Raw genomic sequence first — 25,135 nt, forward strand, 5'->3', positions numbered from 1 at the left:
CCCCACAGCGGATTGCGTTTCCAGTCCCCGCGTGAGTTCATCCAGCAGCAGTCCAACCAACAGGCCATGTGTCCGGTTTGATGGGGGCCACTCCAAGCTGGAGCAGGCTGCATGAACGCAACGCGCTCTGCGCTCCACACCTGATCAATTCCAGTTCCGATGCGAGGCCTTATGAGGCAAGCTCTGCCTTGAACAGGGCGGACGCATTTTGACTGACAGGTCGGGAATGGGTAGTTACCCCGCGGCAGATCAGCGCGGGGCGTGGCGAAGCTGCCAGATGTCCGAAGCCAACACGAAGTCCTCCTCCCAGTCCACGTCGAAGGATCGATCCTTTGACACCGACCACAGCAGCGGCGTCCGGCCGATCCGGTCGCCCGTTTCGACATAGGTAGCGCGCGGCGCCAGAAAGACCGAGGAGTTCACCTCGTAGTAGACCGGCAGCGTCTGGGTGCGCGGCCATTTCTCGACATTGCGGTCGTAGTTCAGCGCCCCGTCCTGTGTCCAGATGAAGGTGCGAAGTTCCAGCACGCCCATCAGGCTGTCATGCGTGCCGGCTGCCCGTGCCTCACGGTAGAGGCGGATCGCCTCCGAGTAGTCGGTGCTGCCAAGGAAGGGGGAAGTGACATGGGTCCAGAGCACATCGCCCTCGGCGATCACCGTCGGCAAATAGGCGATGACCTCGTCGGTCGAAGTGGCGGAGGAGCAGAGATGATCCGGCCGGCGGTCCAGCACCATCCGGCCGGGGTTGGCGGCCAGGAAGGGCTCCGCCAAGGCGATCACCTCGGGATCATTGGTGGAGAGCAGGATGCGATCCAGCTCCGGCACTGCCAGAAGCTGCCGCAGCTTGATGCCGAGCAGCCCAGTCGTGTCACCGCCAAAGGTGCGAGTGTTCTTGTGGGGAACCCTCTGGCTGCCGGCGCGGCAGGGAAGAAAGGCCGTCAGCATGCGGGTGAACCATCCTCAGGTTGCGTCATGCCCAGCGCGGCGGGCAAGCCGCGCAGGTCTTCGATCACGGGGAAGCCCTCCTCGATGGCGAGCGCGCGCATCCGGGCCTGGACCGTCGAGAAGCGGTCCATATAGACGAAGCGGCATCCGGTCTCGCGCGCTGCCTTCCAATCCGCCTCGGCATCGCCAACGAAGGTGATGGCGGAGCGTGGCAGATCCACCAGTTCGGGCCGGGCGAAGAGTGTGAGCAGGTTCTCGACCTTGGTACGCGGGGAGCCGAGGATCAGGCGGAACATTGCCGCGTCGCCCCGCGTGGCCAGCACATCGCGCAGTTCCGCCTCATCTGAGCCGGAGACCACGTAGGTGGGAAGCTTCGCGGCCAGCTGACCCACGACCGCCCGCATGTCAGGGGTGGCGGCAGCCGCGACATACAGGTGGCGCAACCGCTCCGCATAGAGCGCGACCAGACCGTCACGATCCACCAGTGGGCGCCGCTCCAGATCCCAACCCAACAGAGCCTCGAAAAGCCGAAAACGCGAGGTCCCGAAATTGGCACGCTGGAAGGTGCTGAAGCGCTCGACATCGCCCGGTGAGAAGCCGGCCGCCTCCACGGCGTCGCGGAAGCAGGCCACCTTCATCTCGTTCGAGTCGAGCAACACACCGTCGCAGTCAAAGACGACTGCCTGGACCTCGCCGTCTTCGATCATCAGTGGTCAGCTGAGCGAAGCCAGCTCGGCGTACACGGAGAAGGCCTCGATGTCGTAGAAGGTCGGCGTCAGGCTGCGCAGCCGCGTGCCGGGGTGCTTCTGACGGAAGACGTCAAGCATGCTCTGCACCTCGCGCGCCAGGCTCTGCTCGGCGGTGCTGGCGGTTTCGTAGCCATCGAAGCCGACCAACAGGCAGTCCTTCGTGGCGAGGGCCACAACCGCGCCCAGCGCCAGGTCCAACGGGCTGACATCCGAGACGGGACCGATCGTGTCGCCGGTTCCGGCGGCGGTGAGCTGCGCGGCCTGCTGCACATCGAGCGGGAAGCCGGCGGGCACGCAGCCATCCACTCGCGGCGGCGTGGGTACGACGGCGGCCGTCATGCGACCGAGATTGTCCGTCACCTCGACGCGCATGGCGTCATGGCCCGGCAAGCACAGCAGCTGCTCGCCGCCCAGCTGGTCACACAGGTCGATGTGCCGCGAGGAGGAGAACAGCACCAGCGCGCCGCTGCGGTCCACGAAGCGGGCGATCGCATCGGCGTGGCGCCGAACCGAGGCGCCACCGCCCACGACCACCACGGGGCGGGCCGAATTGGCCAGCGGCTGCAGCGAGGGATAGGCGCGGCTGTCGGTCTCGCTCGCCGCCTGGCGCTGCAGGGCCTGGATGATGGAAAGCACCGAGTAGCGCTTCTTGCCGATCCAATCCATCACGTCGCGCTGCGGCAGGTTGTTCACGCCGCTGATCATGTAGGGGAGATTGGTGCCCCAGCCATATTCACGCTGAAGCGCGTCAAAAGGCTCCACCACGGAGGAGAGCGCCTCGTAATCAACAGGCATGTTGCCCGGGCGGCCGTCCAGGTAGGCCAGCATCGCCTCCAGGCGCAGGTTGCCCGCGCCACGGCCCATGCCGATCAGCGTGCCATCCACCACGTCGGCGCCGCCCTCGATCGCGGCGATGGAGTTCGCCATGGCAAGGCACATGTTGTCATGGCCGTGGAAACCGATGGTCTTGTCAGGCAGCGCGGCGCGCATCTCGCGGAACAGGCTTTCCACGCGTTCCGGGGTGCAGCCGCCATAGCTGTCCACCAGGGCGATGCTGTCGAACACCTCAGGCACCTCGAACGCCGCGGAGATCTTCGAAAGCTGCGTCTGGAAGGTGGACAGGTACATGACGTTGAAGCCGGCCTTCATCCCGGTCGCCTTGATGGCGCGCGCCAGGGCGATGCCGTGGTCCAGCTTGTCGGGCGATACGGTGATCCGCACCATGTCCACGAGCCCGACCAGGTGGCCGAACAGCGGCGCCATGCGCTCGGGCGTCGTGCCCTTGCCGTCGATCATCACAACAAGGGATTGGTCGGGACGCAGTGCGGCGCGCGCCTGGCGCAGCCGCTCGGGGGAAAGGAAGAAGAATTCGCCCGCATAGCCGGGCGTGGGGTCGTTCACATAGCCGAGTTCAATATGACGAATCGGCAGTTTGGCCATCGCGGCGAGATAGGTGCGCACAAGACCGGGCTCGAAGTCCCAAGCCGTGTAATAGCCACCATCGCGGAGGGTGCAATCCAGGAGCTCGACCATCGCCACGATTTCCTTCTTCCAATGTTCTCTACGCTACCTTGAATCCCCGGCGAGCCACAAGCGGCCCACCTTGTCAGGCCGGCACCGTAGCCCCGGTCTGTGCCATATCGACGGGCTGGCCCGCGGCCACCGGATAATGCAGCAGCAACTTGCCTTCGCCGGCCACGCGGCCGGGTGCGAAGTGCACCCAACGCCGCACCGCCAGCATGCTGCGCTGGTCCAACGGATAATCGAGTGCACCTGAGAGGTCGGCTTCCTCCAGCAACGTCTCGGGCGAGCAACCGGCCATCTCCACGACCCGCAACGTCAGCCGTCGCTCGGCCGAGAGTACGAACAGGCCCGTGTTCGCCCATGGCGCGGCGGGGTCCAGCAGGCGGGCCCGCATGCCCTTGATGGGCCCGAGATCCACAGTCGCGATCTCGACAGGCGCCAGCGTCACCGCCTCGAACAGGTGGCGTGCCGCGTCCGCCGGGGCCTGACGGCTGGCGTCGATCGGAAGGGTGACGGCACCGAAGTCTTCCAGCGTCGCGAGAAGGTCGGCGGTACCGGTATCAAGCCAGCCACGATTGTGACGCCAGGCGCGCACCGGCTCGGGCGGCATGACGCCCGCGATGAACGCCGAAGCGGGACGCGGCGTGAGCCGGCTGCCGACATGCGCGTCGGCCTGCAGCAGCACGGCCTCGCACCCTTCCAGCCTCACGGTCACGCGCAGCGCATCGGCCGGCCGCGGCAGCGTGATGCCGAAGCGGAAGCCCAGATGGCCATCACCCAGCCCCGCGGCCTGCAGGTCCTCGCGGAACAGGCCCACGCGGCCCGAGCCCACGCATTGCCGGTCCAGGAAGGCCAGCACGGTGGCATCGCGCAAATCCGCGTTACGAACGTAGATCCAACCCGCGACAGCGTTGGGCTCCACTTCTTCGATGGCGCCTAGGATCATGGCTGTGGTCTCCGGATGACGTGGGGTGGAACGATGCGACCGTGGCGGGCGTCGGCGTGCCGAACTCATGGGAAAAATGCCCATGAACGGGAGGGATGCTCTTGCATCGCAGGCATTCCCGCGGGTGGCCCCGCGGGTGACGATGCAGCAACGTTCACGCCCCGCGTGCCCGGTTCACTATATTCGACATGCCATGCAGCCCGAAGATCATTGCATGATCATCAAGGTGAACAGACCCCTGGTCAATCGCCTTGTGCTGCAGTGCAAAAAAATCCGTCAGGCGGACCGATAACGGAGGAGATGGGCTTCCAATTCAGGCACGTATCCGCCATCAAGAAGCTTCTGCAAGGGCCCCGTCACAGCCGAAGGCTCGATGGAGGCTTCCGCGTCGAGCACCGGTTGCCTGGGGTCGGTGTGCAGCAGGCGCAGCTTTACCAGGGCGATGAAGCATTGGCGCCCCACACCCATGACGTTCATCAGGTCGCCAATGACCCAGACGTTTTCCAACAGGTCCTGCGCCTGGACAGAGGGCTTCACGGTCTCAAGGCCCAGTATGAGGCTGCGCCGCGCCTCCTCCGTCCGGCCCGCCAGGTGCGAGAGCAGGCCATGCATGAAGCAGCCGACGACGAGGTTCAGGGCACTGACCCGCGCGATTTCCACCGTGCCGGTCTGCCGGCCATGCACGGCGAAGAACTCCCGTGCGCGATCCGGCTGCTGGCGGATCAAGGCGATGTAGCCGCAAACCGTGGCGAGGGAGGTGGTCCACCGGGCGATCTCCCAGTCCAACGGTCCATTGAGCAGCGCCGCCTCGCCCTCCGGCAAGAGCTTCTCCGCGGCATCCATCAGCCAGTCCAGCCGCCCCTCGTCCTGGGCCGTGAAGCGGCCTGGCAGGCGCTCCAGGTAGCGGTGTGCGATGATGGTCAGCGCGCTGGCGCGCACCCGGTAGTCCGCCCAGGCCGACCCGAAGGCCAGGCGGGCGCCGAGTTCCAGCAGAAAGAGAGAGCGAAAGCGGGTGTGGTGCTGCTGCAGCCGCGTGAAGAACTCCTCCGCGCTGCCGATGCGCAAGGCGGCGAACAACTCGCCTTCACCCCGCAGCTGCACCCAGTCCGAGACGTCCTTGCCCTGGTCGTCATGAATTTCCAGAAGGCCGTGGGCGGTTTCATACAGCTCCGCCAGCGGCATGACAGCGCTGACCGGTGTCAGCATGTCCGCCGGGAAGCGCGCGAGCACCCTCCCGCCCAACGAGACCACCCATTGCCGTGAGGACTTTCCCGGCAGGCGCAGTCCTGGCTGCAGTGAAAAGGTCACGGTGCGGGCGGCTTCATCCAGCACGGCGGTGACCTCGATGGAGGAGGGAATGCTGGAGATCACGAGACAAGGACTTTCGGCGACACCCCGGAGACGGAAACGACGAATTCCGCGAGACGCCGTGCGTGGCCCGCAGCCAGGATGCGCGCCACCGGAGACTTCGCGCTGCCAAGCTCCAGTTTGGAATTTTCGTTGACCTTGGGCACGTCACCTACCGGCAACAAACCGCAGCGAGCCAGTGCGATGAAACAAAGGCGTGACGCGTGCGCGACGTTGATCAGGTCGCCGATCACCCATACGTTCAACATCACATCCTGCGCCGCCACGCAGGGGGGGAAGGCCTTTACGCCCCGTTCCAGATGCTCCCTCGCGTCATCCATCCGACCGTCCATGGCCAGCATGAGGCCCTTGAACAGACACGCGTTCACAAGGTTCAAGGCGCTCACGGGGGCAACGGAAACATGGTGCGTCTGGTCGGCTGCGATCCCGAAATGGCGATGTGCGCCCTCGATATCGTCCCGACGAAGGCTTAGCAGAGCGCAAACGGTGGCGAGGGAAACGGTCCAGCGGACGTCACTCCAGGCCGCCTGTTGCGTCTGCGCGAGCCGCGCCGCGCCTTCCTTCGCCAGCATGTCGCCTTCGGCCATCACCCAGTCGGCCAACGCGGACGCGAAGTTGGAGGGCGGCTCGGCCGGGTTGGCCTCGAGCAGGCGATGGGCCACCACGGTCAGGGCGGCGCAGCGCGCCTCGAACGATGTCAGGTGAGGAAACGATGCCCGGGCCCCCAGCACCAGCAGCCGTGGGTCCCGAAAGCGGCTGTGGTGCAATTGGATGCGCTCGAAAAAGGCGTCTTCGTCCGGGAGGGTCATCGCCTCCATCACTTCGCCCGTGCCGTGACACACCGTGACGGCCGTCTCAACCGGTGCGTCGTCGGGCCGAAGGGTCAGGCCGTGCGAGGTCAGCAACACCACGCTTGCATGGTCCAGACGGGTCGGCCCGAAGCGCAGCGGATATGTGGTGGGCCTGGCGGGCGGGGTGAATGTCATCACCGTCACAGGCCCCAAGGCCAGCCGCATCCGCACCCCCAACAGAGAGGGCGGCACGTCTGTCACCTCGACTAGAAAGGCAATGCGATCTTCACCTTCGACATATTCGGCGTGCACTTTGACGTTGACACTGAGCGCATCAAGGTCCGGCTGTTGATCAGGCCGCAGGTTCGTTTCCTCCCGGGACATGATTTCGCTATTAGGCATTTACCCCACCTGCGTAAAGCACTTGACGGTAACCCCTCACCCCAATTCAGGTACGAATCAATCCCCGCCAGGGCGAGGTCCCGGCGGCATCCGGGAAGGCCCGCGCCAATGCGGCACCCGGCAACCCGAGCTGGTCGGCCAGGACACCCGCGAGGACGCCACGCAGGTCGGCCGTGGGGCGAAGGTCCCGCCCCTCGTGGAGCAGGTGCGGAGCCAGCCCAGGCCAGTCGGCCAGGACCCGCCCGCCCGCGACCCGGCCGCCCAGCAGCAGGGTACAGGTCGCCATCCCGTGGTCGGTGCCAGCGCTGCCGTTCATCCTCACCGTGCGGCCGAATTCCGTCACGATCACCACGACCGTATCGCCCCAGACCGGCCCCAGGCCGGTATGGATGGCGCCGATGGCATCGTCCAGCGCGCCGAGACGGTTGGCCAGGTTGCCACGCGCCGTCCCCTGCCCCGCATGCGTGTCCCAGCCGGTCAGCCCCAGCGCGGCCACGCGTGGCCCATCCGGCAGAGCCATGATGCGCGCCGCCCCTGCGGCTTCCGTGACAAAGTCGGGGCGCCCGGGAACGCGGGTCGTCCCTGGCTGGCCGGCCGGCACCTCCTGCATGGCGCGGTCCAGATCGGCGCCTGCGCGCAAGGCGGCCGCGAGGCCAGGGTCGCGTGCTTCGTAGAGGTCCAGAAGGCGGGCCACCAAGTCCTCATCGGCATAGCGGAAGGCCTGGGGCTGCCAGGTCTCCACCGCCGCCGGCCCCTGCATGATGACGGGCACGACGGGCGAGACCGCGAGGCCCCGGGGCGCCGGAAGGCGCGCCCCGCGCGGGATCTCGGCCAGGGCGCGGTTCAGCCAGCCGGTGCGCGCGCCGGCCGTCACCCGGGGCAGGCCGGTTTCCAGCACATCCTGCCCGTCGAAATGCGACCGCTCGCGATAGGGGGTATGAACGGCGTGGATCGGCAGCGCCTGCCCCGCGCGGAACAGCGCGAGCAGGTTGGGCATGCCCTGGTGCAGCGCGAAGAGACCGTCCAGCGGCACGGCCTGGCCGGCATCGGCGCCGCGCAGGGCGGCGAAGGCGGGATCACCCACCGGCTGGATCATGGAGATCCCGTCCAGCCCGCCGCGCAACAGGATGACGAGCAGCCGCGGGTCACCGGCCGCGGCGGTGGCGAGGCGGGGTGCGAAGCCCCAGGCGAAGAGCGAGCCCAGCCCCGCGAGGGCAGTGCGGCGGGCAATGGGATGCATCATCGGCGCTGGAACTCCGGTGAGAGGAGCAGTAGGGCGAGGCCCTGCCGACGATCGGCGGCGCGGGCCACGGCGCGGCGGGTCTCAGGGCTGGCGGCGGAGCCGTAGGTGGCGTCGAGCAGGGCCACGGGGTCCAGCGTAGGCGGCACTTGTGCCGCCACCTCCTTCGCCCAGTCGAGCCGCGTCTTGATGGCGTCGGGCGCGGCCCAGGCCTCGTCCTCCAGGGGCCAGCCCTTGGGCGAGGACGGTGACCAGAAGGGTTGGCCCATGGCCCTCAAGGCACCGGTGGGGTTCACAGCCGCAGGCAAGCCGCCGAGCAGCCGCGCGGTGGCGAAGAGGAACTCCATGGGGGAGCGCACTTTGCGCGGCGGGCCCCATGCCTCCACATCCTCGACCAGCGCGCGGGTCACGGCGCCCAGATCCCCTTGCGTGCGGAGGAACGTCGTCTCGAGCCGCGCTTCCAGCCCTGGCAAGCCATGCCCGACAAAGTGCCGGACCATGCGGCGCGTGACGTTTCTGGCAGTGGCGGGATGGTGGGCAAGGTCGTCCAGGATGGCGAGGGCAAGATCAGGCCCCGTCTGCGTGTAGACGCGCCCCAGAACGCGGCGCGGCCCTGGCTCCTGCCGCTCCGGGAAGAAGCCGAGACGCTGACCGGTGCGGGATTGGGGGCCGATGTCCATGGACCAGCCGGTCAAGGCCATCGCAAATTCCGACACATCCTCCTGAGTGTACCCACCGTCGGCACCCAACGTGTGCAGTTCGAGGATTTCGCGCGCGAGGTTTTCATTCAGGCCGAGGCGTCCGCGGGCGCGCGCTCCCAATTCGGAGTTCGGGCCCAGCGACCGACGCTGATCGAGGTAGAAGATCATGGACGGGTGCAACACCGCACCCTTGAGCAAACTGGCAAACGAGCCCCGCAGCCCCGGGCGGATGACCACCTGCTCGCGGTCGGGAAGGAAGTAGGCCACGAAGACGATGGCGGCGCTGGCGGTGAAGTGATCATTCCAGAACCAGACCAACCGCTCGGCGAAGCCTGACTGCGTGGTTGACGCGGCGTCCAGCCGTGCCTTGAGGACTTGCTCGGCCACCTCGCCTGGCGTCAGCCAGTCCCGACCCTCCCCAGGCCGCCCACCTCGGGCGCGCGCGGCGATCACCGACGTGCGGCGCCGCAGGAAGTGATCCAGCCCCTCAACTGCGTTGGGTGTTCCCGGAGGCAGCGGATCTGCCATCCGCCGCGTCCAGTCTTGCGGCGTGCTGCGCTGCGCGCTGTGGGCAGACAGTGCTTCACGCGGCGACAGCCCCAGCCCGAAACGGGCCTCCGTGACAACGTGGCGGGAGCGAGGTTCCAACCCATGCTTCCTAAATGCTCTATTCATATATGGATGCGGCACACATGCATGACAAGCTGGAATGGTTTCATTGATGAAGACCAGCCGGTGTGCGTCGATCTTGCCCTGGTGGGCCTGCCAGCGTACGCGCTTGAAAGCGATGTCAGGGCGCGACTGCTCGACGGGCAGTACCGTTTTTTTGAAGCTTAGCCCCTCAGCGTGCAGGAATACCCACGCCGCAAGCCGGTCGATCTTGAGGCCTCGCGCCGCCAACTCTGCTGTCAGGCCGGGCGTGGCGAACAGGAATTCGGCGACCCGTGCCCTCAGCCACGCGGCATGCGCACTCGCCAGCTTGAGCGACTTGTGTCCGCCCACCTAGTCAAGCTCCAGCGATCCCATCTCATACTCGCTTGCGCCACTTCGACACGCAGGAGGGGCTGATCCTCAGAGCCGATGCAATCTCGCGGATCGTCTCGCCTGCCTCGGCGCGATGCACCACGCGCTCACGCAGATCTCCAGATTAAGTTTGCATCAGAACTGGCCTCCATCGCCCAGCCCAGAGCCTGAATCAAGTCCCAACCTGTTTCGGAATCCCGATTACAGCAAAACATAGCTGGCTCCAAAGGTGAAAAATGTATAATCGAAGTCAATAAATTTATTTTATATTTTTACGGTATCTACTAGGGGACGAAAATCTGGACCAATCATACGAACAACATCTCCTGCTCCTAACTTAAATTTCTGACGATCAATCTTAACGTTCGGATCCTCCGTTGGGGCAGAAATGACCAAAGACGTTTTATTATCAATAAATATACCAGATCTCACAAATTCCTCCGCCCCGTAACTTACTGTCGGCACAGAGGCCAAAATACTTGAATATGTAGATGCTGTTCCATATGACGCGCAAGCAAGTCGTGCTGTTGATGCGATTTCAATTTTCTTAAGTAAGTCAAAACTAAACATAAAAGTTTCCTCGAAACTACATGCAGAAAAAAAGGAAATTTTCTGAATTTCGTCCTTTGCTGCATCAATAATTTTTTCATCATGAGATGAAATATTACCGCGTATTACTGTCCATCCATCCCAGAATATGTGTAGCTTTAATCCCTCAAGCTCAGCAACCTGAGTGCCGAGCTTGATGACCGAGGCAATTTCACTTGCCTGATTTATGAAACGCTGCTTTTCGATATCAAGATTAATCCACAAACCAAGAATATCAGGTTTCTTTGTATAATTAATGGGCAGTAGAGAGCGCACAGCGTCAAAATTATTCTCGGCCCCAAGACGGTTAAAGCGTATCCCAAAGATTTTTTGATCAAAAAAGAAATCTGTTGCATTTTTACTATCTATAATAGTATTTTTTTCTTCTTTTATCGCGGGAAAAAATTCAATCGGATCAATAAAGCAGTAATCTCGCAAAATGACGAATTCATTATTAAGTTCTTTAAAACACATTATATTTGGCATAATAATGTCGCGTATCGCGCTTATTGCTTGAGAAAGATAGTGAAGAGGCCGGTAATCCCCCAACACAATAGCGCGCGAAAGATTTTTTGTGCCTATTTCTTCAAAATATATGTCGATTTTTTTATAGTTATTTTCAATAAAAAGAAAAAATGGCTCAAGTGAAGAATTATTACTATTCGTATTTTTTGTTATGTTTATAATGATCGATAGATCTGGATAAACGACGTACCTGACCAAGCCGCGGAACGCAATTGCGATACATTTATTTGATCCAACATAAAAATATGCCATCTCTCGAGCGCGTGCATACGGTATTCCGCCTTTTAGCATCAGAGGCTCACCCGAAATTGGACATTCTACACTAGGCGTCTCCCCCCTCAATGCAGCAATAGGATGACTTCTCAATGAGGCAAAATTTTTGATCGCTTTTTTCCAAATATGTCCATCATTGCCGACAGACAGCGGGCCAATTACACGCGCAGCACGAATATCCATTATAAAAATCCCTGTCGTTAAATGAATGAAGACAATCGTTGATCTATTATTTAATTTTATATAATATGTGATAATAATTGACATAAAAAAGATAGAAATTTTCCACTTTTTAATAAAAATCGAACATTGTACTATTTTGTATTCAGCACGCAGAGAATGCTTCATTTTATAACTTAACAGAGGCCTCAAAGCAAGGGCATACAATGAGAGCAAGGGGCTGCGCCTGACACTAAGAATCAAAATAAGTCACGCATTGAAAACCCTTCCGGGTTCAGGCGTAAGTAATTTCGACCAGCCACAGCCAGCGCCGTCTCGCATTCTCCATCATGCTCACCTCCTGGCGCTTCAGCCTATTAAAAGTGGCCACCGAGACGGGGCTGGTGCACATCTCTATGATGGCAGGCCCGTATCCGCTCACCCCGCCGCCAAGCGCCGGTTCACCACCTCCAGTACCTGCTGCGCCAAGGCCTCCGGCTGGGAGCTGCCGCCGTCGAGCACGATGTCCGCCGCCCCCGGCGGCTCATAGCGGCTGGTCACGCCGGTGAAGTTGGCGATCTCGCCGCGCCTGGCCTTGGCATACAGCCCCTTCACGTCGCGCTGCATGCAGATCTCGATCGGCGTGTCCACGAAGACCTCGAGGAACTCGCCCTCGCCCAGCATCTCGCGCACCATCTGCCGCTCCGCGCGGAAGGGCGAGATGAAGGAGGCCAGCACGATCAGCCCCGCATCCACCATCAGCTTAGCGACTTCACCCACGCGGCGGATGTTCTCCACACGGTCCTGGTCGGTGAAGCCAAGGTCGCGGTTCAACCCATGGCGCAGGTTGTCGCCGTCCAGGGAATAGGTGTGGCGCCCGGCACGGTGCAACGCCTGCTCGACCAGCTTCGCCACCGTGGACTTGCCCGAGCCGGAGAGCCCCGTGAACCATAGCAGCATGGGCTTCTGGTGCAGCGCCGTGGCGCGCGCCGCCTTGTCCACCAGAAAGTGCTCATGGTGGACATTGGTCGCGCGGCGCAGCGCGAAATTGATCATCCCGCAGCCGGACGTACGATTGGTGAAACGGTCCACCAGGATGAAGGCGCCGGTCAGTCGGTTCCGCGCGTAGGGATCCATCGCCACGCGCTGCGCCGTGCTGAGGTTGCACAGCCCGATCTCGTTCAGCGACAGCCGCGTGGCCGACTGGTGGTCCAGCGTCGTCACGTCCACCCGGTGCTTGATGGAAGTGACCGAGGCCGAGGTCCAGACATTGCCGATGCGCATCATGTACTGGCGGCCGGGAAGCATCGGCTCCTCGTCCATCCAGAGCAGGTGCGCGGCGAGCTGGTCGGCCACGGCGGGCCGGTCCGCGATGGGGGCGAGCACGTCGCCGCGCGCTACGTCCACCTCGTCGGCGAGGCAGATGGTGACGGCTTCGCCCGCCACCGCGCGCTTCTGGTCGCCCGCCGGGCCCAGGATGCGCGTCACATGGCTGGTCACACCCGAGGCCGCGACCACGATGTTCTCGCCCACCGCCACGGCGCCGCTGGCCACCGTGCCGGAGAAACCGCGGAAATCCTGGTTGGGGCGGTTCACCCACTGCACCGGGAAGCGGAAGGGAATCTGCGTGAGTTCCTCCTCCACGCCCACGCTCTCCAGGTGCTCCAGCAGCGTCTCGCCGCGATACCAGGGCGTGTTGCCCGAGCGGGTGCTCACATTGTCGCCGAAGCGGCCCGAGACCGGGATGGGCACCATGGTGTGGAAGCCCAGGCCGGCGGCGAAGGTCGCGTATTCGCCCACGATGCGGTCGAACACCTGCTGGTCGAAATTCACCAGGTCCACCTTGTTCACCGCCAGCACGACGTGGCGGATGCCCAGCAGCGAACAGATGTAGGAATGTCGGCGCGTCTGGGTCAGCAGCCCTTTGCGCGCGTCCACCAGGATGATGGCGAGTTCGCTGTTCGACGCGCCCGTCGCCATGTTGCGGGTGTACTGCTCATGGCCCGGGCAGTCGGCCACGATGAAACTGCGGCGCGGCGTGGTGAAGAAGCGGTAGGCGACGTCGATGGTGATGCCCTGCTGCCGCTCCGCCTCCAGCCCGTCCACGAGAAGGGCGAGGTCCACCTCCTCCCCCACCGTGCCGTGCTTGCGGCTGTCGCGGGTGATGGCGGCGAGCGTGTCGTCCATGATCATCTGGCTGTCATGGAGAAGCCGGCCGATCAGCGTGGACTTGCCGTCATCCACCGAGCCGCAGGTGAGAACGCGCAGCAGGCCGCGCGACATGGTGCTGCCGTCCATCTCAGAAATATCCCTCGCGCTTCTTGCGTTCCATCGAGGCTTCCTGGTCGTTGTCGATCAGGCGGCCGTGGCGTTCGGAGACGCGCGAGAGGCGGAGTTCCTGCAACACCTCCTCCATCGTCTGGGCGCGGCTTTCATGCGCGCCGGTCAGTGGCCAGTCGCCCATGGTGCGGAAGCGCACCCACATCCGCTCGATCTGTTCGCCTTCGTTCAGCGGCATGCGATCGTCATCGCGCATGATCAGCGCGCCGCTGCGGCGCAGCATGGGCCGCTCGGCCGCGAAATAGAGGGGCACGACGGGGATTTGTTCGGCCGCGATGTAGTCCCACACGTCGAATTCGGTCCAGTTCGAGATGGGGAAGACGCGCATGGTCTCACCCGGTGCGATGCGCGTGTTGTAGAGACCCCAGAGCTCCGGCCGCTGGCCGCGCGGTTCCCAGACATGGCCCGGCGCGCGGTGGGAGAAGACGCGCTCCTTCGCGCGGGCCTTCTCCTCGTCGCGCCGCGCGCCGCCCAGGGCCGCGTCATAGCCGCCGATGTCCAGCGCCTGTCTCAGCGCCTGGGTGCCCATGACATCCATGTGGACCTGGCTGCCATGGGTCAGCGGACCGATGCCGCTTGCGAGGCCGTCAGGGTTGGTGTGCACGATCAAACGGGCACCGAGCTGCGCCGCGCGGCGGTCGCGGAACTCCAGCATGTCGCGGAAATCCCAGCCGGTCGCGATGTGCAGCAGCGGGAAGGGAATGCGGCCAGGCGCGAACGCCTTCATGGCCAGGTGCAGCACGACCGAGCTGTCCTTGCCGATTGAGTAAAGCAGGACGGGGTTGCGGAAACTGGCAACCGTCTCCCGGATGATGGCGATCCCCTCGGCCTCCAGCCGCCGCAGATGAGGGCTCAGGCTTTGGGTCTGGACGGGTTGCATGAAGTTGTCCTCGTGGATCGCGGCAGTCCCGGAAGGTCGTCTTTCAGATCATGGTGATGATCAAGCCTTTCCGGGACCATCGCCGAAATAAGCACGCCACCAGGTGACGAAGCGCGTCAGCCCGGTGCGAAGATCGGTCGTGGGGGCCCAACCGAAATCCTGCCGCATCGCGGAGATGTCGGCGAAGGTGGCGGGCACGTCGCCCGGCTGCATGGGCTTGAGCACCCGCGTTGCCTGCACGCCCAGCAATTCCTCCAGGATGGCGACGAGGTCGAGCAGCTGTTCCGGCCGGTTGTTGCCGATGTTGTAGAGCCGGTGCCCACCGCCCGGCGCCGGGTTGTCCAGCGCGGCCATCACGCCCTGGACGATATCGTCCACATAGGTGAAGTCGCGCAGCATCCGCCCCTCATTGAAGAGCTGAATGGGCCGACCCGCCAGCATGGCCTCGGTGAACAGCCAATAGGCCATGTCCGGCCGCCCCCAGGGGCCATAAACGGTGAAGAAGCGCAAACCCGTGAGCGACAGGCCGAACAGGTCGGCATAGGCGCTGCTCATGACCTCATCGGCCAGCTTGGTCGCGGCGTAGAGGGAGGCGGGGCGGTCCACGCGGTCCGTCTCGCGGAAGGCGCCATCGGTGCGGCTGCCATAGACCGAGCTGGTGGACGCATAGACGACATGGCGGATTCGCCCTTCCGCCCGGCGCACCGCCTCCAGCACCGACAGGTGCCCCGTGACGTTGGAGGCGGTGTAGGCGAAGGGCGCCTCCAGCGACCAGCGCACGCCCGCCTGGGCGCCCAGATGGGCCACGCGGTCGATGTCGGGGTTGGCGCGCAGCAGCGCCAGCACCGCCTCATGATCGGCGAGGTCCAGCCGCGCCATCTGGAATTGCTCCGCCGGCGCTTGGCCGGTCAGCGCCGCGAGGCGCGCCTGCTTCAGCGCCGGGTCGTAATAGGCGTTGAAATTGTCGAGGCCGAGCACCGTCTCGCCCCGTGCCAGCAGCGCCTGGCAGAGATGCGCCCCGATGAACCCGGCCGCACCCGTGACGAGAACCCTGCCCATGACCCACTCCCTGCGCCGCCAACCATGCCAGCCCCCAACGGGACGCCCCCCCACCGGAATGCCCCCCCAACGGAACGGGCTGATTTCTGCCGGGCGGCCAAGTGTTGTGCAATATACGCAACTTCCGATAATGGGGCTTGTGGCGATGCCATTGCCCGCTCTGCTTTCCCGCCTGCAAATATTGAGTGACCGAAAGGTTAAGATATGCGTATCGCGATCCTCGGTGCCGGCTATGTCGGTCTCGTGTCGGCGGCCTGCTTTGCCGAGTTCGGCACGGAAGTCACGCTGGTGGACACCGATGCCGGGCGGATCAGCATGCTGCGCGAGGGCCGCATGCCCATCTACGAGCCCGGGCTCGAAGCCCTGGTCACGGACAATGTGCGCGAGGGCCGCCTCTCCTTTACCCAGGACCTGGCCGCGGCCATGCAGGGGGCGGAGGCCGTCTTCCTCGCCGTTGGCACGCCCACCCGCCGTGGGGATGGCCATGCCGACCTCACCTACGTCTTCGCGGCCGCCGAGGAGGTGGCCCGCACCGCCACCAAGCCGCTGGTGCTGGTGACGAAGTCCACCGTGCCGGTGGGCACGGGGCGCGAGGTGAAGCGGCGCGTCCAGGCGGTGCGGCCCGACCTCGACATCGCCGTCGCCTCCAATCCCGAATTCCTGCGCGAGGGTGCGGCCATCGGCGACTTCATGCGCCCCGACCGCGTCGTGATCGGCGTGGAGGATGGCGAGGCGGGGGCGCGGGCCGAGGCGGTGCTGCGGCGCCTCTACCGCCCGCTCTTCCTCATCGAGACGCCCATGGTGGCCACGCGCCTCGAGACGGCCGAGATCATCAAATACGCGGCCAATGCCTTTCTCGCGATGAAGATCAGCTTCATCAACGAGGTGGCGGATCTGTGCGAGGCGGCGGGCGGCGATGTGCACGATGTGGCGCGCGGCATCGGCCTCGATGGCCGAATCGGGCGGAAGTTCCTGCATGCGGGGCCGGGCTATGGCGGCTCCTGCTTTCCCAAGGACACGCTCGCCTTCGCGCGGTCGGCGCAGGATTTCGGCACGCCGCTGCGCCTGATCGAGACGACCATCGCGGTGAATGATTCGCGCAAGATGGCGATGGCCGACCGCGTCATCCGCGCCTGTGGCGGCGATGTGGACGGCAAGGTCATCGCCATCCTGGGCCTGACCTTCAAGCCCGAGACGGACGACATGCGCGATGCTCCCTCGCTTGAGATCATCCCGCGTCTCGTGGCCGCCGGCGCCCATATCCGCGCGCATGATCCGGAGGGCATGGATGCCGCGCGCCGCCTGCTGCCGGCCACGGTGGAATACACCTCGGGCGCGCTGAACGCGGCCCAGGGGGCGGATGCCGTCGTGTTGCTGACCGAGTGGAACGAATACCGCAACATCGCCCCCACCAAGCTGCGCAACATGATGCGCGGGGACCTGCTGCTGGACCTGCGCAATGTCTATGATCCACCAGCCATGCGCGAGGCGGGCTTCACCTACCATTCGATCGGGCGGCCCTGAGCTTCGGCCGCCAGGTCAGCGGCATCGCCTCCCGCCCCTCAGGCGTCGCGGCGAGGGGGGCGGTAGCCCAGGCAGCCCCGCTGTCCTATGTAGCGGCTTTGCCGCCCCGCCGCGGCAAAGCCTGCCAGGATCGGAACTGCCCTGATGCCCGCCTCTCCCATCACCATTGGCCAGGTGGCCTTCGCCTCGCATCTGCCCATCGCGCTCATCGCCGGGCCCTGCCAGATGGAAAGCCGGGAACATGCGCTGGAAATGGCGGCGGCGCTGAAGGACATCGCCGCCCGGCGCGGCATCGGGCTGATCTACAAGACCAGCTTCGACAAGGCCAACCGGACCTCCGGCCAGGCGGCACGCGGCGTGGGGCTGGAAGCCGCCCTGCCCGTCTTCGCCGAAATCCGCGACCGCCTGGGCCTGCCCTGCCTGACCGACGTGCACGAAGCCGCCCATTGCGCGGCCGTGGCCCCGGTGGTGGATGTGCTGCAGATCCCGGCCTTCCTCTGCCGCCAGACCGACCTTCTGCTGGCCGCCGCCGCCACGGGCCGCGCGGTGAATGTGAAAAAGGGCCAGTTCCTCGCCCCCTGGGACATGAAGCACGTCGCGGCCAAGATCACCGGCGCCGGCAACCCCCGCGTGCTGCTGACCGAGCGCGGCACCTCCTTCGGTTACAACACCCTGGTCTCGGACATGCGAGGCCTGCCCGTGATGGCGGAGGAGACGGGGCTGCCCGTGATCTTCGACGCCACCCATTCGGTGCAGCAGCCAGGCGGCCAGGGCGGCGCCTCGGGCGGTCAGCGGCAGTTCGTGGAGACGCTGTCGCGCGCGGCGGTGGCGGTGGGCGTGGCCGGCCTCTTCATCGAGACCCATGAGGACCCCGACCGCGCGCCCTCCGACGGCCCCAACATGGTCCCGCTCGCGCAATTCGAGGCGCTCATCACCCGCCTCCAGGCGCTCGATGCCGTGGTGAAGGGCTGGGCCGCGTGAGCCGTCCCCTTGTCCTGATTCCCGCGCGCATGCAGGCCACCCGCCTGCCCGGCAAGCCGCTCGCCGAGATCGGCGGCCTGCCCATGATCGTGCAGGTGCTGCACCGCGCCCAGGAGGCCGATCTCGGGCCCGTGGTGGTCGCGACCGACAGCGCTGAGGTGGCGGATGTGGTGCGCGCCGCCGGCGGCAAGGCGCAAATGACGGCGGCCCACCACCCCTCGGGCAGCGACCGCATCCATGAGGCCGTTACGCAGCTCGATCCCGAGGGCCACCACGACCTGATCGTGAACGTGCAGGGCGACCTGCCGCTGATCGCCCCTCGCGCCATCCGCGCGGTGCTGGAGGTGATGGACCCGCCCGAGGTGGCCCTCGGCACGCTGGTCGCCCCCATCACGCGCGAGGAGGAGCGGACCGCTTCCTCCGTCGTGAAGATGGTGGGCACCGAGCACGCGCCCGGCCGCTTCCGCTGCCTCTACTTCACCCGCGCCACCGCCCCCTGGGGCGAGGGCCCGCTGTGGCACCATATCGGCCTCTATGCCTGGCGGCGGGATGCGCTGGCGCGTTTCGTCGCCCTGCCGCCCTCGCCCCTCGAACAGCGCGAGAAGCTGGAACAGCTCCGCGCGCTGGAGAATGGCATGCGGGTGGATGCGGCGGTGGTGGACGACATCCCCCTCGGCGTGGACACGCCCGAGGACCTGGCACGCGCCCGCGTCCTGTGGGAGGCCCGCGCATGAGCCCGCTCGACACCCCCATCGGCCAGCGACTGCGGGACAGCGCCCTTCGCACCATCGAGCTGGAGGCCGCGGGGCTGAACGCCCTGCGCGCGGCGCTGGAAGACGAGCTGGGCGCGCGCCTCGTCGCCGCCGTGCAGATGATGCTGCGCCGCAAGGGGCGCTGCGTGGTCACCGGCATGGGCAAGTCCGGCCATGTGGCGCGCAAGATCGCGGCGACGCTGGCCTCCACCGGCACAGCGGCCCTCTATGTCCATCCGGGCGAGGCGAGCCACGGCGACCTCGGCATGATCGTGCCCGAGGATGTGGTCCTGGCCCTCTCCTGGTCGGGCGACACGCCGGAGCTGGCGACCATCATCGCATATGCGCGGCGCTTCGACGTCTCGCTCATCGGCATCACCTCGCGCGCCGAAAGCCAGCTGGGCAGTGCGGCGGACTACCTGCTGATCCTGCCCGCCTCGGCCGAGGCCTGCCCGAACGGCCTCGCCCCCACCACCAGCACCACCATGCAGATGGCGCTGGGCGATGCCTTCGCCATGTGCCTCCTGGAGGCGCGAGGCTTCTCGGCCTCCGATTTCCGGGTCTTTCATCCTGGTGGCAAGCTCGGCGCGCAGTTGCTGCGCGCGGCGGACCTGATGCAAAGCGGCGACAACCTGCCGCTGCTTGGCCCGGAGGCGATGCTGTCGGAGGCGATCGTCGCCATGACATCGCGCCGCTCTGGCATCGGCGGCGTGGTGGGGGCGCAGGGGGAATTGCTCGGCGTCATCACCGATGGCGACATCCGCCGCGCCTTCAACCAAGGGTTCGTGGACCGCAAGGTAACGGAGGTGATGACGGCGACACCCACCATCGCGCGGCTGGATTCACTGGCGCCGGAGCTGGTGACGCTGATGAACACACGGGCCATCACCTCCATGTTCGTGATGGACCAGCGCCGCCCCGTGGGCATCCTGCACCTGCATGACCTGCTGCGCGCGGGTGTTGTGTAGGGCAAGCGGCGTTCACGCAGCCTGTTCCAACCCTTGTTGAGAGCGGGATTGAGCGTTTTCGGTGATTCCACCTCAACGCATCCCGCTCTCGCCGGCCCTCCCATTAACATCCTGAAAGCCCCATATGGGGTTGGATGGATATCGCCCCGCACGCCCCTCCAGGCGCCGACACCCAGGCCCACGGTCTGGAACTGACCATCCTCATGCCCTGCCTCAACGAGGCGGAGACGCTGGCGCTGTGCATCCGCGAGGCACAGGATTTCCTCGCGCGCAGCGGCATCGCGGGCGAGGTTCTGATAGCCGACAATGGCAGCACCGATGGCTCGCAGGAGATCGCGCAGCGTCTGGGGGCGCGCGTGGTCCCCATCACGGAGCGCGGCTATGGCGCGGCGCTGCGCGGAGGCATCGCGGCGGCGCGGGGCCGCTTCGTGATCATGGGCGACAGCGACAATTCCTATGACTTCGCGAACCTGGAAGGCTTCGTGGCCGAGTTGCGCGCGGGCGCCGACCTCGTCATGGGCAACCGCTTCCGGGGCGGCATCGAGAAGGGCGCCATGCCCTTCCTGCACCGCTATCTGGGCAACCCGGTGCTGAGCTTCATCGGCCGGCTGCTGTTCCGCGTGCCGGCGGGCGACTTCCATTGCGGGCTGCGCGGCTTCTCCCGCGCGCGCATCATGGAACTGGGCCTGACCACGCCGGGGATGGAATTCGCCTCCGAAATGGTGGTCCGCGCCGCCCTCGCCCGCTATCGCATCGTGGAGGTGCCCACGCGGCTGCGCCCCGATGGCCGGTCCCGTCCGCCGCACCTGCGCACCTGGCGCGATGGCTGGCGGCACCTGCGCTTCCTGCTGTTCTATTCGCCGCGCTGGCTGTTCCTCTATCCGGGGCTGGTCCTGCTGGGGCTGGGCGCGCTGGTTTCGGGACTGCTCTTCCCCGGGCCGCTGAGGGTCGCGGGCGTCACCTTTGACATGCACTCCTTCATGGCGGGGTGTCTTGCCGTGCTGGTGGGGCTGCAGGTGGTGACCTTCGCCGTGATCTCGAAGCAGGTCGGCGTGCGGCGCGGCTACCTGCCGCCACCCACCGGCCTGGATGCGCGGTTGCTCGGTCTGCTGAACTTCGAGCGCGGGCTGATCCTGGCCGCGATCCTGGTGCTGCTGGGCGGCGCCGGCATGGCCGATACGCTGACCGATTGGGTGGGGCGCGGCCTTGGACCCCTGGAGGATCCACGTTCCCCCCGCCTCTTCCTCGCCTCGATGACGGTGCTGGTGGCGGGGATCCAGCTGGCCTTCACGGCGTCGCTTGCCAGCATCATCGAAATGGCGCAGCCCGCGCGGCGCTGAGCTCTCAGCCGAAGCGGGCGGCGGCGGATGGCCCGATCCAGGCGGGTTCGCCGCCCAGGAAGACAGCCGCGAGCGAACCCTCCGGCGTGACGAGCGCCAGGTCGCCGCGCAGCCCGGGCGCAATCCGTCCGCGGTCGTTCAAACCCAGCGCGCGGGCAGGATTCTCCGACACCAGCGCCCAGGCCTGGGCCAACGTCATCGCCCCCCGCGCGGCCATGCGGAAAGGGGCCGCCAGCAGCGCCGGCCAGTGATAGTCGGAGGCCAGCACGGTCACGAGGCCGCGCTCGGCCAGCGGTGCGGCGCTTGCCCAGCCCAGGTGGCTGCCGCCGCGCACCACGTTGGGCGCGCCCATCACCACGGGCTCGGCATGGGCGCGCGCGTCTTCGGCGACGGCCTCGGCCATGGGGAATTCGCAGATATCGGCGCCCAGGGCGCGGAAGCGCGCGCGCTGATCCAGCGTGGCGTCGTCATGGCTCAGCATGGGCACGCCCGCCGCGCGGGAGGCGGCGGCCATGCGGGCGCGGCTTTCGGGCACCTCGCCACGGCGGGACTTGGCGCGCAGCGCCAGCGCCTCGAACTCCGCCTCGCCCACGCCCGCGCGGCCGGCGTATTTGCCCAGCTCCTTGGGGTTGGAGAGCTTCTTCACGATGCTGGGCGTGTGGTCGTTGAAGCCCAGCACATGCACGCGGCCAGCGGCGATGGCGGCGAGCGCGTCGGGCTCGGCATCCAGGTTGTCGGCCTCGAAGCGGAGATGCACGCGCAGATCGCTGCCCGGCGGTGGCGCGGCCAGGGCGTCGAGGGTGGCCCGAAACGTCTCGACCGAGCGCAGCCCCGGCTCCCAGGACAAGGTTACGCCCAGGCAGGCCGTGGTGATGCCCGAGGCCAGGCATTGCGCGGCGGCATCGCGCAGCGCGAAATCCATGGGGAAGGCCACGCCGGGGCGCGGCTGGATCGCGCGTTCATGCGCGTCACCATGGATGTCCACCAGCCCCGGCATGACGCAGAGGCCCGTGGCGTCGAAGCCCCGCCCCGCGCCACCCTCGGCGATGACGCCGCCCGCGAGATGCACTTCGCCGGGCACAAGCCGGCCCTCGCGCAGCACCTGGCCGCCCGTGATGCGCCAGCTCATGGCTCGACCACCAGTTGCGCGCGGCCGGCGGCATAGCGGGTGATGGTGGCGTCCACGGGCTCGCCCTCGCTGTCGATGTTGAGCGCCTCGCTGACCAGCAGCGGGCGGGCACGGGATTGCTGGAGCAGGGCGGCCTCCTCGGCGGTGGGCATGCGGGCGGTGATGCGGGTGGATTTGCGGCGGTAGTCGGGCACGCCGCAGGCGGCCAGCGCGCGGGTGATGGAGGCATCCTCGCGCAGCAGGGCCGCCATCTGCGGGAAGCGCTGGGCGGGGAAGTGGTGCAGGCCGATGGCCAGCGGCCTTCCATCTGCCAGCGCCAGGCGCTCCACCTGCAACACGGTGCGGCCGCGGCGCAGGCCCAGCAGTTCCGCGATTCGCGCCTCGGGCGGCACCTCGGCCATGCGCAGCACACGGCCCGCGGGTTCGCGGTTCTGCGCGCGGATGATCTCGCTGAAGCGGGTGCGGGGGCCGAGCGGGTAGTCCAGCACATCCTCGGCCACGAAGCTGCCGCGCCCCTGCTCGATGCGGACGAGGCCCCTGCCCTCCAGTTCCTCCATGGCGCGGCGGATGGTGTGGCGGTTCACCGCGAAGCGGGTGGAGAGCTCGGCCTCGGTGGGCAGGCGCGCGCCAGGCCGGTGAGTGCCGTTGCGGATGGTGGCTTCGAGGCTGGCCGCGATCTGCCGCCACAGCGCGAGCCCGGCGCCGCGCTGAAGGGGATAGGGATCAGGTGTCACGGAAGCTTCAAGCCCATGGATGTCTGCGCGGCGTCATTGGCATTGACCCTGCCCGAAAGATGTGTAGCTGTCTAGACCAATGATGGACCGCCCCTCCTGGATGGCCGTTCTGGCCCGCGCCACCGAAGCCGAGATCGAGGCCACCCTCGCCGGCGCCCCGCCCCTGCCCCCGCATCGCCGCGTGCGCGGCCCGGAGGTCGGGCTGACCATGCTGCGCGGCCGCGCCGGGGGCGACGGCGCCGTCTTCAACCTGAGCGAGGCAACCGTCGCGCGCTGCACCGTGGCGCTGGAGGATGGCACGCTCGGCCATGGCTGGCGGCTGGGTCGCAGCAAGCGCGCCGCCGAATGGGCCGCCGTGCTGGACGCGCTGTTGCAGGGCGAGGCAAGGCGGGCCGAATGGCTGGAGCGGGTGGTGACGCCGCTCGCCGAGGCCCAGCGCGCCGCCACCGCCCGCGACGCCCGCCGCACCGCCGCGACCGAGGTGCGCTTCGCCACACTGGCGGCCATGCGATGAGGAGCGAGCGATGAAGACGGGCTTCACCGACCCCGTGCTGGACGCCCAGGCCGGGTTTCGCGCGCTCATGCAGGCCATGGCGCGGCCGGGCCGTGTCCAGCAGGTCATCCCGCCGCCCGAACTTCCCGCCGGGCTGGAGGCCGCTGCCGCCGCCACGATCCTGACGCTGGCCGATGCCGAGACGCCGCTCTGGACCGATGCGGGCGAGGAGGCCCGCGCCTGGATCACCTTCCACACCGGGGCACCGCTGGTGGCGGAGCCGGCTTCCGCCATGCTGCTGCTGAACACCGGGGCCACCATGCCCGCACTGGCCACGCTGCACGCGGGCGAGGACGAGACGCCGCAGGACGGTGCCACGCTCATCCGCCAGGTCACGGGGCTGGCGGAGGGGTCGGGCTGGCGCCTGACGGGGCCGGGCATCGAGCGCGAGCATCACCTGGCCGTCATGGGCGTGCCTGGTGATTTCCCCGCGCAGTGGCGCGCCAATGCGGCGCGCTTCCCGCGCGGGGTGGATGTGGTGCTCTGCGCGGGAGGACGGTTGGCCGCATTGCCGCGCAGCGTGGCGCTCAGGGAGGGTGGCTGATGTATGTCGCGGTGAAGGGGGGCGATGCGGCCATCGCCGCCGCCCATGCCTGGCTGGCCGAACAGCGGCGCGGCGACACCGCCCTGCCGGAGCTTTCGGCGGCGCAGGTGGCGGAACAACTGGGCCTGGCGGTGGACCGCGTGATGGCGGAAGGCAGCTGCCATGACCGCGAACTGGCGGCACTGGCCATCAAGCAGGCGCGCGGCGACCTGATCGAGGCCGCCTTCCTGCTGCGTGCCTACCGCAACACCCTGACGCGCTTCCCGGCGGCCGAGCCGGTGGACACGGGGGCCATGCGCGTGCGCCGGCGCATCAGCGCCACCTACAAGGACATGCCGGGCGGTCAGGTTCTGGGCCCGACCTTCGACTACACCCACCGCCTGCTGGACTTCGCGCTGCTGGCGGAAGGGGAGGCGCCAACGCCCCCCGAAGAGTCCGAAGCCACGGGCGCGCCCATGCCGCGCGTCAGTGACATCCTGGCGCAGGAGGGACTGATGCGCCGCGAACCACCCGGCGACGATGCCCCGCCGCCCGACCTGACGCGCGACCCCCTGCCCTTCCCCGCCCCGCGCGCGCTGCGCCTGCAATCGCTCGCGCGCGGCGATGAGGGCTTCCTGCTGGGCCTCGGCTATTCGACCCAGCGCGGCTACGGCAACGCCCATCCCTTCGTGGCCGAGCTGCGCATGGGCGAGGTGGAGGTGCTGATCACACCCCCTGAGCTTGGCTTTCCCATCAGCCTGGGCGAGATCACCGTCACCGAATGCCAGATGGTGAACCAGTTCGCGGGCCAGGCCGACACGCCGCCGCAATTCACCCGCGGCTACGGACTCTCGCTCGGCCACAGCGAACGCAAGGCGATGGCCATGGCGCTGGTGGACCGCGCCCTGATGGCGCGCGACCTGGGCGAAGAGGTGACGGCCCCCGCCCAGGACCACGAATTCGTGCTGCTGCACGCGGACAATGTGGAGGCGACGGGCTTCGTGGAACATCTCAAGCTGCCGCATCACGTGGATTTCCAGAGCGAGCTGGAGAAGCTGCGCAGCATCCGCGCGCGCTGGGAAGCGGCGCGGAATGGCGTGGCGGAGGCCGCGGAATGA

Annotated in this window: 23 protein-coding genes; 8 read left to right on the forward strand and 15 right to left on the reverse strand. The window is 66.5% G+C overall.

The window, feature by feature from the left end:
- Nucleotides 1-249: 249 nt before the first annotated feature.
- From GGQ83_RS06490 to GGQ83_RS06550, 13 genes are all read right to left on the reverse strand, one after another.
- Entirely contained in the window at nt 250-945 is a 696-nt protein-coding gene (locus GGQ83_RS06490) for an acylneuraminate cytidylyltransferase family protein (protein ID WP_184382984.1), read from the reverse strand.
- On the reverse strand, nt 939-1,652 hold the full coding sequence (locus GGQ83_RS06495) for an HAD family hydrolase (protein WP_184382985.1): 714 nt from the start codon (nt 1,650-1,652) through the stop codon (nt 939-941). The genes GGQ83_RS06490 and GGQ83_RS06495 overlap by 7 nt, the downstream gene beginning before the upstream one ends.
- Nucleotides 1,653-1,658: 6 nt before the next feature.
- A complete protein-coding gene (locus tag GGQ83_RS06500) occupies nt 1,659-3,227 on the reverse strand; it encodes a beta/alpha barrel domain-containing protein (protein ID WP_184382986.1) in 1,569 nt (522 codons plus the stop codon).
- A gap of 73 nt (nt 3,228-3,300) precedes the next feature.
- Nucleotides 3,301-4,164, reverse strand: coding sequence for a hypothetical protein (locus GGQ83_RS06505; protein ID WP_184382987.1), 864 nt, complete (start codon nt 4,162-4,164; stop codon nt 3,301-3,303).
- Between the two features lie 276 nt (nt 4,165-4,440).
- On the reverse strand, nt 4,441-5,535 hold the full coding sequence (locus GGQ83_RS06510; RefSeq protein WP_184382988.1) for a hypothetical protein: 1,095 nt from the start codon (nt 5,533-5,535) through the stop codon (nt 4,441-4,443).
- Nucleotides 5,532-6,707, reverse strand: a complete 1,176-nt coding sequence (locus tag GGQ83_RS06515; protein WP_184382989.1) for a hypothetical protein — start codon at nt 6,705-6,707, stop codon at nt 5,532-5,534. The genes GGQ83_RS06510 and GGQ83_RS06515 overlap by 4 nt, the downstream gene beginning before the upstream one ends.
- 64 nt (nt 6,708-6,771) lie before the next feature.
- Nucleotides 6,772-7,968 (reverse strand): DUF1501 domain-containing protein, encoded by a 1,197-nt coding sequence (locus tag GGQ83_RS06520; RefSeq protein ID WP_184382990.1) that lies wholly within the window; start codon nt 7,966-7,968, stop codon nt 6,772-6,774.
- Entirely contained in the window at nt 7,965-9,668 is a 1,704-nt protein-coding gene (locus GGQ83_RS06525) for a DUF1800 family protein (protein WP_184382991.1), read from the reverse strand. The genes GGQ83_RS06520 and GGQ83_RS06525 overlap by 4 nt, the downstream gene beginning before the upstream one ends.
- Nucleotides 9,669-9,693: 25 nt before the next feature.
- Nucleotides 9,694-9,792, reverse strand: coding sequence for a helix-turn-helix domain-containing protein (locus tag GGQ83_RS20390; RefSeq protein WP_207018003.1), 99 nt, complete (start codon nt 9,790-9,792; stop codon nt 9,694-9,696).
- 161 nt (nt 9,793-9,953) lie between these two features.
- Nucleotides 9,954-11,423, reverse strand: coding sequence for a hypothetical protein (locus tag GGQ83_RS06535; protein ID WP_184382992.1), 1,470 nt, complete (start codon nt 11,421-11,423; stop codon nt 9,954-9,956).
- Nucleotides 11,424-11,672: 249 nt separating this feature from the next.
- A complete protein-coding gene (cysN, locus tag GGQ83_RS06540; RefSeq protein WP_184382993.1) occupies nt 11,673-13,532 on the reverse strand; it encodes a sulfate adenylyltransferase subunit CysN in 1,860 nt (619 codons plus the stop codon).
- A 1-nt stretch (nt 13,533) separates the two neighbouring features.
- Nucleotides 13,534-14,454 (reverse strand): sulfate adenylyltransferase subunit CysD, encoded by a 921-nt coding sequence (cysD, locus tag GGQ83_RS06545; protein WP_184382994.1) that lies wholly within the window; start codon nt 14,452-14,454, stop codon nt 13,534-13,536.
- A gap of 60 nt (nt 14,455-14,514) precedes the next feature.
- Nucleotides 14,515-15,513 carry an NAD-dependent epimerase/dehydratase family protein gene (locus GGQ83_RS06550; protein ID WP_184382995.1) on the reverse strand — a complete coding sequence of 333 codons (999 nt, stop codon included), beginning with the start codon at nt 15,511-15,513 and terminating at the stop codon, nt 14,515-14,517.
- Nucleotides 15,514-15,717: 204 nt separating this feature from the next.
- On the opposite strand from GGQ83_RS06550, the gene GGQ83_RS06555 reads away from it, so the two are divergent.
- The 5 genes from GGQ83_RS06555 to GGQ83_RS06575 all read left to right on the forward strand — a co-directional run bounded on the left by GGQ83_RS06555 (nt 15,718) and on the right by GGQ83_RS06575 (nt 21,078).
- Nucleotides 15,718-17,037 carry a UDP-glucose dehydrogenase family protein gene (locus tag GGQ83_RS06555; RefSeq protein WP_184382996.1) on the forward strand — a complete coding sequence of 440 codons (1,320 nt, stop codon included), beginning with the start codon at nt 15,718-15,720 and terminating at the stop codon, nt 17,035-17,037.
- A gap of 144 nt (nt 17,038-17,181) precedes the next feature.
- Nucleotides 17,182-18,018, forward strand: a complete 837-nt coding sequence (gene kdsA / locus GGQ83_RS06560; RefSeq protein ID WP_184382997.1) for a 3-deoxy-8-phosphooctulonate synthase — start codon at nt 17,182-17,184, stop codon at nt 18,016-18,018.
- Nucleotides 18,015-18,752, forward strand: coding sequence for a 3-deoxy-manno-octulosonate cytidylyltransferase (locus GGQ83_RS06565; protein WP_184382998.1), 738 nt, complete (start codon nt 18,015-18,017; stop codon nt 18,750-18,752). The genes kdsA and GGQ83_RS06565 overlap by 4 nt, the downstream gene beginning before the upstream one ends.
- Nucleotides 18,749-19,738, forward strand: a complete 990-nt coding sequence (locus GGQ83_RS06570; protein ID WP_184382999.1) for a KpsF/GutQ family sugar-phosphate isomerase — start codon at nt 18,749-18,751, stop codon at nt 19,736-19,738. Before GGQ83_RS06565 ends, GGQ83_RS06570 begins: the two co-directional genes overlap by 4 nt.
- A gap of 134 nt (nt 19,739-19,872) precedes the next feature.
- The gene (locus tag GGQ83_RS06575; RefSeq protein ID WP_184383000.1) at nt 19,873-21,078 is read left to right on the forward strand and encodes a glycosyltransferase family 2 protein; all 1,206 of its coding nucleotides are present in this window, start codon (nt 19,873-19,875) and stop codon (nt 21,076-21,078) included.
- Nucleotides 21,079-21,082: 4 nt separating this feature from the next.
- Here the strand turns inward: GGQ83_RS06575 and GGQ83_RS06580 are convergent, their stop codons facing one another.
- On the reverse strand, nt 21,083-22,207 hold the full coding sequence (locus GGQ83_RS06580; protein WP_184383001.1) for an alpha-D-ribose 1-methylphosphonate 5-triphosphate diphosphatase: 1,125 nt from the start codon (nt 22,205-22,207) through the stop codon (nt 21,083-21,085).
- Nucleotides 22,204-22,941, reverse strand: coding sequence for a phosphonate metabolism transcriptional regulator PhnF (gene phnF, locus GGQ83_RS06585; protein ID WP_184383002.1), 738 nt, complete (start codon nt 22,939-22,941; stop codon nt 22,204-22,206). The genes GGQ83_RS06580 and phnF overlap by 4 nt, the downstream gene beginning before the upstream one ends.
- Before the next feature lie 79 nt (nt 22,942-23,020).
- On the opposite strand from phnF, the gene phnG reads away from it, so the two are divergent.
- The 3 genes from phnG to GGQ83_RS06600 are packed head-to-tail and all read left to right on the forward strand — an operon-like array spanning nt 23,021 to nt 25,135.
- Nucleotides 23,021-23,455 (forward strand): phosphonate C-P lyase system protein PhnG, encoded by a 435-nt coding sequence (phnG, locus tag GGQ83_RS06590; RefSeq protein ID WP_242534937.1) that lies wholly within the window; start codon nt 23,021-23,023, stop codon nt 23,453-23,455.
- Nucleotides 23,456-23,465: 10 nt separating this feature from the next.
- Entirely contained in the window at nt 23,466-24,038 is a 573-nt protein-coding gene (phnH, locus tag GGQ83_RS06595; protein WP_184383003.1) for a phosphonate C-P lyase system protein PhnH, read from the forward strand.
- On the forward strand, nt 24,038-25,135 hold the full coding sequence (locus GGQ83_RS06600; RefSeq protein WP_184383004.1) for a carbon-phosphorus lyase complex subunit PhnI: 1,098 nt from the start codon (nt 24,038-24,040) through the stop codon (nt 25,133-25,135). Before phnH ends, GGQ83_RS06600 begins: the two co-directional genes overlap by 1 nt.

This window comes from Roseococcus suduntuyensis (assembly GCF_014196305.1).
Taxonomy (GTDB): domain Bacteria; phylum Pseudomonadota; class Alphaproteobacteria; order Acetobacterales; family Acetobacteraceae; genus Roseococcus; species Roseococcus suduntuyensis.